The following is a 16631-nucleotide window of genomic DNA, read 5'->3' on the forward strand; positions in this document are numbered from 1 at the left end:
ACTGCAATTGATGGCCTACAGCGAGGATCATATCGCGCTCGCCGCGGAATATGCGCTCGGCACACTCGATGCCGACGAGCGCGCGCAGGTCGCAACCATGATGGCGGTGGACCAGGAGTTCGCCGCGGTGGTGCAGGCGTGGGAATTCCGGCTCGGCGTCCTCAACCAGATGGTCGGCACGATCGAGCCGCGGCCGATCGTGTGGGAGAACATCCGGCGCGAGATCGCGCGGACGATGCCGTCGCAGGATTCGCCCCAAGAGCCGTCTGGAGAGCCGTCTGGAGAGCCGTCTCAAGAGCCGCAGGTGCTGTCGGAGGCGCCGTCGCCAGAGCCTCCGTCGCTGGACGTGCAGCAACCGGCGCTGCCGCAATCCGACTCTGACGCGATTCCGGATATCGCGTCGCAATTCGTGCCGCTGACCCATGCGCCCGACCCACGCGTTGCGCCCATGACGCAGGTGCCGGTCGTCGACAATGCCAACGTGATCCGGCTCGAAGGCCGTGTGAAGCGCTGGCGCACGATCGCCTCCGCCGTGGGGGCGCTCGCGGCTGCGCTTCTGGTGACGCTGTCGCTTCAGATCTTCTCGCCCGATGCGCTGCCCGGCGCGCTGCGGCCCGCACCGCGCATCAAGACGGTCGAGCTCAAGACACCGGCCGCGCCGCTGTCTTCGCCCGCGCAATATGTCGCGCTGCTGCAGGGCCAGGGCGGCGGACCCGCCTTCATCCTCACCATTGACGGGGCGACCAAGAACTTCACGGTGCGCAAGGTCGGCGCGACGCCGGAGCCGGGCAAGAGTTTTGAGCTCTGGCTGATCTCCGACAGGTTGCCTCGCCCGCGTTCGCTGGGCGTGATCGGCAGCGGCGACTTCACGGCACGCCCGGTGCTCGCCGGCTATGATGCCGATGTCGTCAACGGCGCAACCTATGCCGTCACGGTTGAGCAGTCGGGCGGCTCGCCCAGCGGCCAGCCGACCTCGGCGCCAGTGTTTTCCGGCAAGCTGATCGAGACCGTGCCGCCGTCCCAGCCGCAGGTTCCGGCGAAGAAGTAGTCGCCGCAACGACGCAAAATTGTCGCCAGGGTCCATTTTGTCGTCGCAATCCGACAAGTCTTGCTGAATCCACCTGTGATTTGAACCTCTATGCATTTCCAGGCGTCAAATGCCCGGAATTTGCAGTCGGCATTGCCGATCATGGTGCCGGAGAGGGGCTAGAAATCAGATGGATGCAGCCAAGCCGCCGGGCGTCTTTATTCATCAATATGCAGGCCTGCCGCAGGGCCCGGCGTTCGAGCATTGGCGCGACAGGGCCTTGGGGTCGTGTGGCCTCGAGATCGGACCGAGCCAGGGCGACAGCATCGATTGCCGGCTGCAGATCAGCGTGGTGGACAATATCGCGCTCGCCATTCCCGACGGCTCCTCCGCACAATATTCGCGCACGCAGGGCGGCCTCGCCGACGGCAGCGACGATCTCGTGCTGATTGCCGCGCATGCCGGCCTCGTCAGCGTCAGGCAGAACGGCCATACCGTCGAGCTTGCGCCCGCGCAGATGGTGCTTGCCGATATGGGCATCACCGGCAGCGTCGGCCACACCGACGAGAACCGCTTCACCACGATCCGCATGCCGCGCCGCGCGCTGCTCGACATCAATCCGCGCGCCGAGGAGAAGCTGTCCCAGGTTCTGTCGGACGGTGCGGTGGCCGAGACCATCTTCCGCTATCACGCGCTTGCTGCCCACCACGCGCCGCATCTCGACGCCGTCGGTCAGCGCCTGACCGCGCAGCACATGGTCGATCTCGTCGGCCTCCTGCTTGGCACTGACGCCGAGCACGCGGCGCTGGCGCGCGGTCGCGGCCATGCCGCTGCCCGTCTCGATCTCATGCGCGCCGACGTGATGGCCGCGCTCGGCCGCAACGATCTCTGCCTGTCCGAGGTCGCCACCCGTTCGGGGCTCAGTCCGCGCCAGGCGCAGCGGCTGTTCGAGCAGGCCGGCACGACCTTCACCGAATTCGTGCTGGAGCAGCGCCTGCTGCTCGCGCGAAAATTGCTCGGCGATCCCCGTGCGCGGGCCCGCAAGATCAGCGACATCGCGCATTCCTCGGGCTTCGCGGATCTGTCCTATTTCAATCGCGCCTTCCGCAAGCGTTTCAGTGCGACGCCGTCGGAACTGCGCGAGGCCTGAGGCACGATTTTGTGCAGCGGCGCATCGCTGCCGCGGTTGGTCGATCCGGATGAATGAGCTATATCTGTCTGCGCGGCACAGCTCGCCGGATTTCAGGGAATAGCGAAGTCAACGGACATGGCGCGTATCGTCGTGCTCGGCGCCGGGTTTGCAGGCCTGTGGGCGGCCATCGGCGCCGCGCGCATGCGCGACGAGATCGGTGCGGCGGGCCGCGAGATCGAGATCCGCGTCATCGACCGCAATCCCTACCACAACATCCGCGTGCGCAATTACGAGGTCGATCTCAGCGAGGTCGCGCTGCCGCTTCCGCAATTGCTCGATCCGATCGGCGTCGCGCACGGTATCGGCGAGGTCGAGGCGGTCGATCCGGCGCGGCGCCAGATCTCGCTGGTCACAAGCAATAGCGAGGAGACGCTGAAGTATGATCGCCTCGTGCTTGCGCTCGGCAGCGAAGTGATGCGTCCCGCTATTCCCGGCCTGGCCGAGCATGCGTTCGACGTCGATACCTATGCTGCAGCGCTTCGCCTCGAGGATCACCTCATCTCGCTCGGGCGCAGCGCGCCGTCGCCGGGACGATCGACAGTCGTGGTGGTCGGTGCCGGCTTCACCGGCATCGAGGTTGCCGCCGAAATGCCGGACCGGCTGGTGCGTGCGGGCATCAGTGGCAGCCGCCGCATCATCCTGGTCGATCCCAATCCCACGGTCGGCGCCACGATCGGTGCGCAAGCGCGCCCCGTCATCGACACGGCGCTGTCGTCGCTCGATGTCGAAACCCGGCTCGGCGTCCGCGTCGCGTCGGTCGAAGCTGCCGGTGTTCGCTTGAGCTCCGGCGAGTTCATCGCAACGCAGACGGTGATCTGGTGCGCCGGGCTACGTGCGAGCCGGCTCGCCGAAAACTTTCCTGGCGCGCGCGATCGCCTCGGGCGCCTTCTGGTCGATCCCTTCATGCGGGTCGCGGATCTTTCCGGCGTCTTCGCCGCCGGTGACGTCGCCTCCAGTGTGGTCGATGGCTTGCATCCGACCGTGATGTCCTGCCAGTTCGCCCGCCCCATGGGCCGCTTCGCCGGCCACAATGTGGTGGCCGATCTTGTCGGTCAGCCGATGCTGCCGCTGCGGATCGACTGGTACGTCACCGTGCTCGATCTCGGCGATTGGGGCGCGCTCTACACGGAGGGCTGGGACCGCGAGGTGCGGACCACTGGCCAGGCTGCCAAGGCAACCAAGCAGACCATCAACCGCAAGCGCATCTATCCTCCGCTCACCGGCAGCAGGGATGAGCTATTTGCTGCCGCCGCGCCGACCGTGCAGGCGCCGCCCCCGACCTACGGGGCGCCGCGTCGTTGAGCTGGGACGTGCATCCATCAATCGAAATAATGCGACAGAGTGCGAAGAATAAGCATCACGCGAATAGCGAGGTTCGTTCACCGTTGCTCATCGTGCGTGAAGATGGGCAGCGGCCAGGACGTTCGGGTCGCCCCAACCGACGTTCGGATAGTGAGTCGGGGGAGATGGGCCAAAGCTGTTTCCGCGGAAGCCGGCCGCAGCGAATTGATTCATCAGCGCTGCGAGACGGTCGATCGCGCCCGCGTCTTGGGACAAGGCGACATTGGGGCTACCTGGCGAAGGCGCCGGCGGATCGGTCACCGTCATGGTCTTTGACGCCGATGTCGCGGTTTCGCCCGCAGTTGTGTTGCTTGCGGTCACCGTGAATGTCGCGACCGGATGGTCGGTGCCCGTATAGCTCGACGACAGCGTCAACTCGGTAAGCGGTCGGCCTGTCGTGGAGGAGCCCTCGGTAACGGTCCAGGTGTAGGTTCCGTCGGATTGGAGGCTGCTCGCGACGGTGTTTCCGGCCGGAGCCGTGATCGACTCGTAGCTGGGCAGGCCGCTGATGCGCAGCGACAGTTGGTCGTCGGAATCGACGGGCGTCGCGGTGATGCCCAACGCGACGGATCCTCCGGCCTGCACCGTCAGCGAATTGCTGTTGATGGCCAGTGCCGGACTCTCGGCCACCCCGTCCTGATCCACCGTCAGTGCGGCCGCCCCAGCAGCCGTCCCGAACACTTGGATGGGCGCCGCCGTCGCGGCGTCGTTGGGAGCGGTCAAGCCCAACGAAGCAGTGATCGTGCTCAGGAGATTGTCGTGATTGTAGGCGGTGCCGTAGTTGCCCGGGACCACGTTGGCGCCATACAACAGAGTTGGAATCGTGTTGGAAGCAGCCTCGGAGGTCGAATCGTCATTCTCGTCCCAGGTCACGACCAGCAGCGAATTGTTGTTGACCGCCCATTGAGCATAGGCGCTCAGGTTTTGCTGAAGCCATGTATCGCCCTGGGCGATCGTCCCGCTGTGCATGTCGTCACTCACGCTGGGAATGACGAACGAGACGGTTGGCAGGCTGGAATAATTGCCGTTGGCAAAAAGCGCCGGGAAGCTGGTGAAATCCGTTTGAACCGTGCGTCCCTCCGGGAATGAAACCCAGGGGTCATGGTTGTAGTCGCTGCCAATCCCGCCCTCGTCCACATAGCCCGTGAACGAGTAACCCCCGTTTTTCAGCACCGTGTACAGCGTTGGATCCGGAAGGCTGTAGGAATTGTCGTCGGTGGTGCCGAATGTCGAGCCGGCATAGAGGACAAAATAATTCGGTTGGCTCGGATGAGCCTCCGCCGTCATGTTGGTGAGCGATGCGCCTCCGGCCATGAGGCTGTTGATGTAAGGTGCCTGGCTGTTGCCGGCGATCTGGTCATAGTTGTGGTTTTCTTCGACGACGACGACGATGTGGCTGTACTTCGGTACGCCGGTGGTGGTCGTGGTCGGGTTGACCTGCAGGGTGCCGGCGGGATTGTAGTTGGCCGCACCGGCCAGGTTGGCCGCATTGCCGGCTCCGTCGCTGACGACGGCGCCGTTGAGGTTGAACGAAGAGATGGCGAGATCGGACGTGATCTGGCCTGCTGCCACCGTGTAGCGGAAGGTGAGTGCGGTGCTGCCCGAACCGCTCACGTAGCTCGCCGTGCCGCCATCGTTGAGCGCGAGCGTCGGCGTGCCGCTGGTGGTGTTGACTGTGACGGCCTCGCTGAGATTGACGGTCAAGGTGACGACCTGGCCGGTGCTCACACTGCCGCTGCCGTCGGTGATGCCGGTGCCGGTGGCGGCAATCGAGGCAATCGTCGGCGCCGTGGTGTCGATCTGCAGGATGCCGACCGGATTGGAGTTGGTGGCCCCCGTCAGGTTGGCAGCATTGCCGTTGCCACCGGTGATGGTTGCGCCGTTGAGGTTGAACGACGAGATGACGAGATCGGCGGTGTTCTGTCCTGCTGCCACCGTGTAGCTGAAGGTGAGCGCGGTGCTGCCCGAGCCACCGGTGTAGCTTGCCGTGCCGCCGTCGTTGAGGGTCAGCGACGGCGTGCCGCCGCTGGTGGTGACCGTCACGGAAGCGCTGAAGTTCACGGTCAGCGTGACGACCTTGCCAGCATTGAGATCGCCGGCGCCGCCGGTGATGCCGGTGCCCGTGGCCGCGATCGAGGCAACCGTCGGTGCCGTCGGGTTGACCTGCAGGGTGCCGGCGGGATTGTAGTTGGTGGCGCCGGCCAGGTTGGCCGCATTGCCGGCTCCGTCGCTGACAACGGCGCCGTTGAGGTTGAACGAAGGGATGGCGAGATCGGCGGTGGTCTGGCCGGCGGCCACCGTGTAGCTGAAGGTGAGCGCAGCGCTGCCCGAGCCACCGGTGTAGGTCGCCGTGCCGCCGTCGTTGAGGCTGAGCGTCGGCGACCCGGCGCTGGTGTTGACCGTCACCGCCTCGCTGAGATTGACGGTCAAGGTGACGACCTGGCCGGTGCTCACGCTGCCGCTGCCGTTGGTGACGCCGGTGCCGGTGGCGGCAATCGAGGCGATCGTCGGCGCCGTCGTGTCGATCTGCAGGATGCCGGCGGGATTGGAGTTGGTCGCGCCCGTCAGGTTGGCAGCATTGCCGTTGCCACCGGTGATGGTTGCGCCGTTGAGGTTCAGCGCGGAGATGACGAGATCGGACGTGGTCTGGCCGGCAGCCACCGTGTAGCTGAAGGTGAGCGCGGTGCTACCCGAACCGCCCGTGTAGCTTGCCGTGCCGCCGTCGTTGAGGGTCAGCGACGGCGTGCCGCCGCTGGTGGTGACCGTCACGGCAGCGCTGAAGTTCACGGTCAGCGTGACGACCTTGCCAGCGTTGAGATCGCCGGCGCCGCCGGTGATGCCGGTGCCCGTGGCCGCGATCGAGGCAACCGTCGGTACCGTCGGGTTGACCTGCAGGGTCCCAGCCGGATTGTAGTTGGTGGCGCCGGCCAGGTTGGCCGTATTGCCGGCTCCGTCGCTGACAACGGCGCCGTTGAGGTTGAACGATGAGATGACGAGATCGGATGTAGTCTGGCCGGCGGCCACCGTATAGCCGAAGGTGAGCGCAGCGCTGCCCGAGCCACCGGTGTAAGTCGCCGTGCCGCCGTCGTTGAGGCCGAGCGTCGGCGAGCCGGCGCTGGTGTTGACCGTCACGGCCTCGCTGAGATTGACGGTCAAGGTGACGACCTGGCCGGCGCTCACGGTGCCGCTGCCGTTGGTGACGCCGGTGCCGGTCGCAACGATCGAGGCGATTGTGGGCGCCGTGGTGTCGATCTGCAGGATGCCGGCGGGATTGGAGTTGATCGCGCCCGTTAGATTGGCGGCGTTGCCGGTGCCATCGGTGACGGTCGCGCCGTTGAGGTTGAACGACGAGATGACGAGATCGGCGGTGTTCTGGCCTGCTGCCACCGTGTAGCTGAAGGTGAGCGCAGTGCTCCCCGAGCCACCGGTGTAGCTCGCCGTGCCGCCATCGTTGAGGACGAGCGTCGGCGTACCGCCGCCGGTGTTGACCGTCACGGCCGCGCTGAAGTTCACCGTCAGCGTGACGACCTTGCCAGCATTGAGATCGCCGGCGCCGTTGGTGATCCCGGTCCCGGAAGCCACGATCGAAGAAACCGCAGGTCCGGTCGCCGTTGAGTTCTGGATGGCAATCTTGGCGACCGATGTCTGCCACCAACCGCTGGCGACATACTCGTTCGAGATCCAGAACGAGTACGGATTGTTCGGGTCGACGGTGGCCGATGAATTGACGCCCCAGCTCTGCACGCTGGCTCCATCGCCGGCGTTGAAGAATCCGGTGCTCGCCTGATACAGGGTGGGGGCGCTGAACGAGCCCACGGGATCGCTGCCGCCCTGGAAGACATAGTAGTCCGCCGGATACATGTTCGGGCCGCTGGCGGTGAAGTTGATGAGGACATCGCCTGCAGCGTCCACCGCGATCGATGGATTGAATGTCGCCACACCGGTGCCGATGACGGCGCCGGAGATGTCGCCTTGCGCCACGAGCGCGGGAGCGCTGGGATTGCTGACGTCGATCTTCAACCAATGGACCAGCGGCACGCTCGATCCGGTCGGCTTCATCTCGGCCACGGCGTAGAGAAAGCCGTTGGCATAGGCCATGCTGGCAATGCGATTATCGCCGGCATCGAGCAGGAGGCTGGTCCCCCGCTGCTGGGCGGTGTCGCTGCCGCCCTGGTCGATATTGCCGAGGTTGACAGTACCGGTTGCGCTGAACGTATTCGTGGCCTTGTCGTAGGTTTGCAGGGCAACGACGATCTGTCCTCCGCTGGAGAAATCGCTCGCGTAGTAGGTCTTGCCGTTGTTGCCGGATGCGACGGCGAAGATGCCCTGAGCCGACGGCATGACTTCGCTTGTGGTCACGCTCAACGCGCCGCCTCCATAGATGCCGCCGCCCGCGCCTGCCTTATCGCCGATGATCCAGTTTTCCGTCCCGGCGTAACCGGACACGTTGGTATTATACTGTGCAGCCGAGATGTAGACGTTCGAACCGTCGACCGCCAACATCGGCCGATCAGAGACGGTCGACTGACCGTTGATCGTGACGGTCGTATTGAGCTGCGAGAAGGTCCAGCCATCGTTCGGATTGGAGTCCTTCGAGACCGCAACATCGATGTCGGCAGTGGCGCCATCAGGCGCCAGGTACTGCATGATCACGACGAAGCGTTGATTGACGCCGTCGTATACGACGCTCTGATCATAGAGGCCGCCGGTCGGCGATAGCGGCGAGAAGAAGCTGTAGACCGACTGCACGGTTGGCGATCCGCCGGTCAGGTTCGTCCACTCGATCTGCGCCCCCTCGATCATCACGGCGTAATTTGGCCCGATGGCGAGGCCGCTATCCGGGGGATAAGTGCTGGTGTCCAATGGCCCGGAGAACGATGTCTGGATCTGAGAGGAAAAGCTCACGTTCCTGCTCCCACTGTCCAACATTTCATTGAGGCTGAGGTGTCGACGTCTACATCAGGCTTTGCAACGAACGTTGTCCTCGCACAACGAATGCCCATGTCGGTCGCAAGACAAATGATCTTGCCAGCCGTGGCGCTAATGTCCGACGGACCCTAGATATTGGACAATGTCTCGCGGAGGATTTGTAGCAGCACGGCGAACCATTCGGTGGTCTCAATGGGGGTACCCCCGACCGGATCCGAGTGTCCGCTGAACGCCAACCTTGTCGCGCCTGGATCTCTCGTCGTCCAGAGCAGAAAAGCTGCACGACGGGGCTGAGCGTGCGGGGGCGACCTAAATTGGATTTCAGGGGGAGACGCGGCGCCCGCTCGGGAGTACGCTGCACGATGGTCGCAATGCAGCTCAAGCACCTTGCGGAACCGTGTTCTCAGCGAGCCAGGATCGTGACCGCCATCGCCCCGCTGCTTCAAAGCGCTGGTCTGCAACCGGAAGGGATAAGCTGTGCCACAGCGGCTTACGAACAAGCGCTGCATACGCTCTGCGTAAAAGATCGCGATGATCCTCTAGCCGAAGCGGTCGCGAGGAAAGTCATAGAAATCGTGCAAACAGGCATGATTGACCCTGCACAGATAGCAGCTCGCGCACTTGAAGAGATCGGGGTGCGGTAAGGCCCGGCTTCCGACCCAATTCCAGATATCTCAACGAACTCAGAGCTTTTCGAGATCAATTCGACGGGCCAGCGGCCCCGTCTACGAGCCCTTGCCCAGCCTCGACGGGCGAAACACCCGAATCCTGGGTCAAGACGCCTCGTCAAAAATATTCCACTTTACCGAAATTCGGAAATGGCGTATGTTTCGTTCACCCCGGCCCAAGGAAGAGGGGCGTATCGCGATCGTCACGAACGCGGGCCGGACGGCGGTGGGCGCGGGTCATATCGGCGCGAAGGGTTTTGCAGGGCGGGCAACCGTGAGTGAAACGTCGCGCGCACGACCGGTGTGATCTGCGTACGGCAAAATCGTGTGGTCCTGGCGCCCGGAGTCTGTGCGCCAAGTCTCGTGGTGATGCGTGTGGCCCGACCGGGTTCGCGCATCAGTCATCTGCGAGGCGACGGGGGCAATAGTGCATCGCTCCCCGGGGAGATCACGACGTAAGCCGTCAAATCACTGCGCAGGGAAGGCCGGATGTTCAGGCTTCACCTGTATGCCGCTGTGCAGATTTTCCATCTGCTACCTTGCACAGTGGACCGCGGGTGCCAGCCGGCACCCGGTCTTCCCTGCGCCCTCTTTCAATGGAGGGTGAAGCGACGACGCAAAGCTCGGGCGAAATGCGCCGCGAGAGGGCGAAGGTGTGTCTGCGATGGAGATGCGAATTGAGAAGCGGCGCGATCACTCCACACTCCGTCATTGCGAGGAGCTCTTGCGACGAAGCAATCCAGACTTGATCTTCGCGGAGAGATTCTGGATTGCTTCGCTTCGCTCGCAATGACGAACTTCGGGGGGACGTCTGCACTCTGACCGAGACATTACCCCAGACATGAGAAAGCGCCCGTGGGGGGCGGGCGCTTTCTGTAGTCGACTTGGGGTTGGGGTCGTCTACATATCCACGTGGCGACTTTGGGGGGCTGGTAAAGAGCCGCGTGAATTCCTGAAACTCAAATCTCCTTAGCGAACGAGCGATGCGTTCGAGCTGGTGATCACAACCGGCTTGCCGGCCTTGATGACGCGGGCGGTCTGGGTCAATCCGTCGTCCGAACCCGTGCGAGCGCTGATGCCGAAACCTGCCACCGCGATCCCTGCGACGAGGGCTACGGCCACGATCTTCAGATGTGTCGAGCGGTCTGCGCTGTAAATCGAGTGGTTCATGGAAGGCTCCTGCCGCCATCTACCCGAAGTAGTCGCCACCTTTGTTGGGCGGGTTCATGCTTCCGGTGCCCAACAACCTAGTATTGGGGGGATTCGTTCCCAAGGGGCCATCACAAGAGCGTGATACGACGTGAGAAACCGCGACCAAAAATGAGCCTTGATCGTTCAATTTCGTAATTATTTCAATATGGTAATGTGCTCGGAAGGCGTCTTATCCGCATTTGGTCGACCAGGCGCCAGAAACTCAAAAACCAGTTGCCTGTGGCGAAAAAACACACGGCTTCTTAAGGCAAATCAGATGCTTCCGACTGTTTTCAGCCTCGCCCTAGGGTGGATTTCCGCCTGCGACAGCACGGTCGTCTGGGCCCGGAACCGCTCGACCAGGGAGCGGACGAAGGGACGAATTGCCGCAGAGGTCACCAGCACTGGCGCCTCGCCTTCGCGGGCGGCGCGCTCGAAGGCCTCGCGCACGCCGGTCATGAACTCCGACAGTTTCGAGGGTTGCATCGCGAGGCTGCGCTCCTCGCCCTGGCCGACGATGGATTCGGCAAACGCCTGCTCCCACCGTGCCGACAGCGCGATCAGGGGCAGGTAGCCGTTGTAGGACGTATTCTGCGCGCAGATCTGCCGCGCCAGGCGAGCGCGGACATGCTCGACCATGGTCGCGGGATTGCGCGAGAAGGCGAGCGAGTCGGCGATGCCTTCGAGGATGGTCGAGAGGTCGCGGATCGAGATACGCTCGGCGAGCAGCAGCTGGAGCACGCGCTGGATACCGGAGACCGTGACCTGTCCGGGCACGATGTCCTTGACCAGCTCGCTCTGCTCCTTCGGCAGCTCCTTGAGCAGCTTCTGCACCTCGCCATAGGACAGCAGGTCCGACATGTTGGCCTTGAGCAGCTCGGTGAGATGGGTCGAGAGCACGGTCGCGGCGTCGACGACGGTGTAGCCCTTGAGCGAAGCCTCTTCCTTGAGGCTGGCGTCGACCCAGGTCGCGGGCAGGCCGAAGGTCGGCTCGGTGGTGTGGATGCCGGGCACCTGCACCTGGCTGCCGCCGGGGTCCATGACCATGAACTGGTTCGGCCAGATCTTGCCGGTGCCGGCGTCGACCTCCTTGATCTTGATGATGTAGGTGTTGGCTTCGAGCTGGACGTTGTCGAGGATGCGCACTGCCGGCATCACAAAACCCATCTCGATCGCGAGCGAGCGGCGCAGCGCCTTGATCTGCTCGGTGAGGCGGTCGGTGCCGTCAGGACCGTTGACGAGCGGCAAGAGCGCATAGCCGAGCTCGATCTTGAGGTCGTCGATCTTGAGCGCCGCCGAGATCGGCTCCTCGGCCGCAGCGGCGCCGGGGGCACCCGGCGTTCCCGGCGCGAGCGCGGCGTTGGCGGCGGCCTCCGCTTTGGTGGCCGCGCGATTGCGTTTGCGCGCGTGCCAGGCGAGCGCGCCGGCGCCGGCACCGAGTGCGAGAAAGGGGATCGTCGGAATGCCCGGCAGCGCCGCCAGCACCAGCATCACCGCCGAGGACATCGCCAGCGCCTGCGGATAGCCGGAGAATTGCTTCATCAGCGCCTTGTCGGCGGCGCCCGAGACGCCGGCCTTGGAGACGAGCAGGCCCGCCGCGGTCGAGACGATCAGCGCCGGCACCTGGGTAACGAGGCCGTCACCGACCGTCAGCAGCGTGTAGCTGCGCCCCGCGTCGGCAAAGGAGAGGCCCTGCTGCGCCACGCCGATGATCATGCCGCCGACGACGTTGATGAAGACGATCAGGAGGCCCGCGATGGCGTCGCCGCGGACGAATTTGGAGGCACCGTCCATGGCGCCGAAGAAGCCGCTCTCGTCCTCCAGCTCCTTGCGCCGATGCTTGGCGACCTTCTCGTCGATCAGGCCGGCGGACAGGTCGGCGTCGATCGCCATCTGCTTGCCGGGCATGGCGTCGAGGTGGAAGCGCGCGGCGACTTCGGCGATACGGCCCGAACCCTTGGTGATGACGACGAAATTGACGATGATCAGGATGGCGAAGACGATGATGCCGATGACGAAATTGCCGCCCATCACGAAGCTGCCGAAGGCTTCGATGACGTGACCGGCGGCATCCGTGCCCTCGTGCCCGTGCGACAGGATCAGGCGGGTCGAGGCCATGTTGAGCGACAGCCGCAGCATGGTCGAGATCAGCAGGACGGTCGGGAAGGCGGAGAATTCCAGCGGCGTCTGGATGAACAGCGACGTCATCAGGATCAGGATCGACAGCGTGATCGAGATCGCCAGGAACAGGTCCAGCACGATCGCCGGCAGCGGCAGGATCAGCACCACAAGGATCGTGAGGATGCCGAGCGCGAGCGCGATGTCGCCGCGCTTGAGGATGGTGACGACCTCGGAAAGGGAGGGGAGGCCGGGCTTTGCGCTGCCTACGCCTTGTCCCGCGGTGACGTCGACCATGGTAGCTGCTCCCCCGCGCGACTGCCGTCCGCGCGCCCCAAACGTCTGCGCGGCGGCCGATGGGCCGCCGTTTCGAAAGTGAGGCACCGCACTGGCGTCCACGGGAACTCCCGTTCTACGCGGCTGACGACACTCGACTCCACTGGGCAATTTTTGCCCGGTGTATGGTTAGCAAAGGGTTAACGGAGGGGTCATTTCGGCCTCTCAGGTCGTCATTCCGGGGCTGCACCAAGCGGGCGCCCCGGAATGACCATGGTCAGGCGTCGGGGGCCTACTTCGCCTTCTGAATCTTCGTCACCGTGTAGCCCGACGCGGCCTCTTCGGCCTCGAACGACACCTTGTCGCCGACCCGCACCTGCTTGAGCATGGCGGGATCCCTGACGCGGTAGACCATGGTCATGGGCTCGTCCATGCCGAGGCTTTTGGCGGGGCCGTGCTTGAGCGTGATCTTGCCCGCGCTTTCGTCGATCTTCTTGACCTCGCCGCTGATGGAAGCGGCTTGCGCCAGCGCGCTCACGGTCAGGCCCAGCGTCAGCGCGAGCGCCGCAGTGATGCGGATGATCAGTTTCATGGTTGTCTCCATTGTCTTCATTTCACGTTGACGTGGCCGACCATGCCGTAGTCGCGATGGTCCGGGATCAGGCAGGAGAATTCGAAGGTGCCGGCTTTGGTGAACTTCCAGACGATCTCGGCCGTCTTGTTCGGCGCAAGCCGCACTCCGTTCGGGTCGTCATGCTCCATGTGCGGGTGCTTCTTCATCACCTCGGCATGCGCGAGATTCTCCCTCGTGGTGGCGAGCAGGAACTCGTGATCCTCCTTGCCGACATTGCGCAGCACGAAGCGGATCTGCTCGCCGCGCTTCACATTGATGTTCGAGGGCTCGTAGGACATTTCGCTCAACGCGATCTCGACGGTGCGCGCCGGCTTGTTGGGGTCGCCGGGCTCGCCGGCCGAGAAGCCGTGATGGCCGTGCCCCTCGTGTGCGAGGGCGGGTGCGATCGACAGCGCAACAAGCGTCAGGGCGAGTTTGATCGTTCTCTTCATTGTGGTCTCCAGTTGGTGGTTCATCGAAACGCTCACATCTTCATTTTGTGCGCGGGCGAGGCCGGCTGCCGCGCAGGCTCCGCCGCGGGCGCAGCGATCTCGTAGGCGACGGTGCCTTGCGGGAATTGATAGGGGCCGGGATCGCGATAATCGTCGTGCGCAAGGTCCTCGCGGATCTTCATCACCGTAAACATGCCGCCCATCTCGATCGGACCGAACTGGCCGGCGCCGCTCATCATCGGCAGCGTGTTGTCGGGCGCCGGCATCTCCATGTTGCCCATCGCCATGCCGGACTGGCCCATCACCATGGCGTCGGGCGCGAGCTTGCCGACCGCCTTGGCGATATCCTTGCGCGACACGCCGATCATGTTGCGCATGTTGTGCCCCATTGCATTCATGGTGTGATGCGATTTGTGGCAGTGAAACGCCCAGTCGCCGGGATTGTCCGCCAGGACGTCGAACACGCGCACGGCGCCGACCGGCACGTCGGTCGTCGTCTCCGGATATTGCGCGCTCTCGGGAATCCAGCCGCCGTCGGTGCAGGTCACGGCAAAGCTGTGGCCGTGCAGATGGATCGGATGGTTGGTCATGCTGAGGTTGCCGATGCGCACGCGCACCTTGTCGCCGAGCCTGACTGGCAGTGGATCGATGCCCGGAAACACCCGCGCATTCCAGGTCCACATGTTGAAATCGGTCATCTCGTTGACTTTCGGCAAGTACGTGCCGGGGTCGACGCGATAGGTGCTCATCACAAAGACGAAGTCGCGGTCGACGGGGCGGAAGTTCGGGTCGCGCGGGTGCACGACGACCATGCCCATCATGCCCATCGCCATCTGCACCATCTCGTCGGAATGCGGGTGGTACATGAAGGTCCCGCTCTTCTTCATCTCGAATTCGTAGACGAAGGTCTTTCCCGGCTCGATAGGCGGCTGGGTCAGTCCGCCGACGCCGTCCATGCCGCTCGGGATGATCATGCCGTGCCAGTGCACGGTGGTGTATTCGGGCAGGCGGTTGGTGACAAAGATGCGGACCTTGTCGCCCTCGACCGCCTCGATGGTCGGGCCCGGCGACTGACCGTTGTAGCCCCAGAGATTGACCTTCATGCCCTCGGCGAACTCGCGCACCACGGGCTCGGCGACGAGATGAAATTCCTTCCAGTCGCCGTTCATGCGGAACGGCAGTGTCCAGCCGTTCAAGGTGACGACGGGGCGGTAGTCGGGACCGCCAATGGGATGAAGCGGCGGCTGCATCACCGCCTTGTCCATATGGACGGCTTCCGGAATCGATGCGGCCTGGACGCGGCCGCCGACGGCTGACGCGCTCACCAGCGCGGCGGTGCCCAAAAATCCTCGGCGGGAAAACATGCTGGCCTCCATGTCAGTGGCCGCCATCGTCAGGCGCTGCCGCGGCGATATTGGTTGGATTGTCGCTGCCCGAAGCAGGCGCGCCGCCACCATTGACGGCGGTCTGCAGCTCGGATTGGGCGAGGAAGAAGTTTTGCCTGGCGTCGATCGCGCCGCGCAGAGAAGCGAGCCGCTGCCGCGCTTCGGTCAGGAGTGCGAAGATGTCGACCTGCATGCTGGAGAAGCGGAGCTGCATCTCCTCGGTGATGATCTTGCGCAACGGGATGATCTCGCGCTGGTAGTGGCTGCCGATGTCGTAGGTGGAGCGATAGACACGATAGGCATCGCGCGCTTCCGAGCGGACGTTCACGGCACGCTCGGTCAGGCGGTTGAAGGCGAGGTTGTAGGTCTCCGCGGCCTGCCGCACGCGAACCTCGCCGCCGTCGAAGATCGGGATCTGGAACTGCACGTCAAAACCGCGCTCGCGGAACGGGGCGCCTTCCGGATCCTGGGTCCGCCGAGAGATGCCGGCGAGATCGAGCAGCGTCACGAAGCGTGTTGCTTCAGTGAGGTTCAACGACTTCGCCAGCGCCGTCAGCTCGAGCCGCGCGATCTGAAGATCGATGCGATGGACCACCGCATCGGCTTCGATCGAGGGCAAGGCCTGCGGCCGGCGTGGCAATGGCGGCAGCTGGTTGGGCAGACGGAAGTCGAGGCCGTCGTCCCACAGCCCCATCAGCCGTGCCAGCTTTTCGCGCGCGCTCGTCGCCGCCTGGCGTGCGGTGGCGAGATCGGCGGTGGTCTCGGCGTAAAACACCTGCTCGCGGGCCTGGTCGAGCTTGTTGACCGAGCCGGTCTCGCCGAGCTTGACCGCGAGCTGCGCAGTCGATTCCGCCGTCGCTTTCGCGTCGGTCAGCAGCATCACCATCTCGTTTCCGGCAACTGTGCGAACGTAAGCGCGCCGCACGTCGGCGGCGAGCCGAAGTGTCGCCAGCGCCGCGCGCAATTGCGCCTGACGAAAGCGCTCGCGCGCGATGTCGGATCGGAACGGCAGCGTGGCCAACGCCAGGATGTCGCCGACGACCTGGCGCTCGATCTCGCTGGCGCCATTGCCCGAGATGCGCGAGACCGAGAACACCGGATTGGGCGGCAGGCTCTGCTCGACCAGATCGGTCTCGGCCAGCGCCAGCTCGTTATAGGCGGCCTGCAGCCCCTTGTTGCTGAGCAGCGCGACCTGCACGGCGGTCTCCGCAGTCAGCGTCCGCGACAGCAGCTGGTGAACGCGCGCCGCGACCGCACCGGCTCCCTCGGCCGATCGCACGAAGGCGATGTCCTTCTTGATAGCCTGGCTCGTCAGCTCGGAGACCGCGCTCATGCCGCTGTCGGGCGAGAACGCGGCGCAGCCGGCAAGACCAGGTGCAAAGAGGCCGAGCGCGCCGAGAACGAGCAGGCTCCGTGCAAAGTTCTGTGCCATGACGCGC

At 64.3% G+C, this 16631-nt stretch carries 11 protein-coding genes; 4 read left to right on the forward strand and 7 right to left on the reverse strand.

The window, feature by feature from the left end:
• The first annotated feature begins 10 nt into the window (after window positions 1-10).
• The 3 genes from K3F49_RS36630 (at window position 11) to K3F49_RS36640 (ending at window position 3521) form a co-directional block, all read left to right on the forward strand.
• Window positions 11-1048, forward strand: coding sequence for an anti-sigma factor (locus K3F49_RS36630; RefSeq protein ID WP_234685725.1), 1038 nt, complete (start codon window positions 11-13; stop codon window positions 1046-1048).
• A 169-nt stretch (window positions 1049-1217) separates the two neighbouring features.
• Window positions 1218-2177 (forward strand): helix-turn-helix transcriptional regulator, encoded by a 960-nt coding sequence (locus tag K3F49_RS36635; RefSeq protein WP_234685726.1) that lies wholly within the window; start codon window positions 1218-1220, stop codon window positions 2175-2177.
• A 117-nt stretch (window positions 2178-2294) separates the two neighbouring features.
• Window positions 2295-3521, forward strand: coding sequence for an NAD(P)/FAD-dependent oxidoreductase (locus K3F49_RS36640; protein ID WP_234685727.1), 1227 nt, complete (start codon window positions 2295-2297; stop codon window positions 3519-3521).
• Window positions 3522-3608: 87 nt separating this feature from the next.
• Here K3F49_RS36640 and K3F49_RS36645 read toward each other — a convergent pair whose 3' ends face one another.
• Window positions 3609-8465 (reverse strand): beta strand repeat-containing protein, encoded by a 4857-nt coding sequence (locus tag K3F49_RS36645; protein WP_234685728.1) that lies wholly within the window; start codon window positions 8463-8465, stop codon window positions 3609-3611.
• Window positions 8466-8908: 443 nt separating this feature from the next.
• Between K3F49_RS36645 and K3F49_RS36650 the strand changes: the two genes are divergently transcribed.
• Complete coding sequence (locus K3F49_RS36650) at window positions 8909-9133, forward strand: hypothetical protein (RefSeq protein ID WP_234685729.1); 225 nt, start codon at window positions 8909-8911, stop codon at window positions 9131-9133.
• A 993-nt stretch (window positions 9134-10126) separates the two neighbouring features.
• On the opposite strand, the gene K3F49_RS36655 is transcribed toward K3F49_RS36650, so the two are convergent.
• The 6 genes from K3F49_RS36655 to K3F49_RS36680 form a co-directional block, all read right to left on the reverse strand.
• The gene (locus K3F49_RS36655; protein WP_148774099.1) at window positions 10127-10327 is read right to left on the reverse strand and encodes a hypothetical protein; all 201 of its coding nucleotides are present in this window, start codon (window positions 10325-10327) and stop codon (window positions 10127-10129) included.
• A 294-nt stretch (window positions 10328-10621) separates the two neighbouring features.
• Entirely contained in the window at window positions 10622-12763 is a 2142-nt protein-coding gene (flhA, locus tag K3F49_RS36660; protein WP_234685730.1) for a flagellar biosynthesis protein FlhA, read from the reverse strand.
• Between the two features lie 271 nt (window positions 12764-13034).
• The gene (locus tag K3F49_RS36665) at window positions 13035-13334 is read right to left on the reverse strand and encodes a copper-binding protein (protein ID WP_234685731.1); all 300 of its coding nucleotides are present in this window, start codon (window positions 13332-13334) and stop codon (window positions 13035-13037) included.
• A 17-nt stretch (window positions 13335-13351) separates the two neighbouring features.
• A complete protein-coding gene (locus K3F49_RS36670) occupies window positions 13352-13807 on the reverse strand; it encodes a cupredoxin domain-containing protein (RefSeq protein WP_234685732.1) in 456 nt (151 codons plus the stop codon).
• Window positions 13808-13839: 32 nt separating this feature from the next.
• On the reverse strand, window positions 13840-15171 hold the full coding sequence (locus K3F49_RS36675; protein ID WP_234685733.1) for a copper oxidase: 1332 nt from the start codon (window positions 15169-15171) through the stop codon (window positions 13840-13842).
• Window positions 15172-15184: 13 nt separating this feature from the next.
• Entirely contained in the window at window positions 15185-16624 is a 1440-nt protein-coding gene (locus K3F49_RS36680) for a TolC family protein (RefSeq protein ID WP_234685734.1), read from the reverse strand.
• Window positions 16625-16631: the final 7 nt, after the last annotated feature.

The sequence above is a fragment of the Bradyrhizobium monzae genome (genome assembly GCF_021458635.1).
Lineage (GTDB): Bacteria > Pseudomonadota > Alphaproteobacteria > Rhizobiales > Xanthobacteraceae > Bradyrhizobium.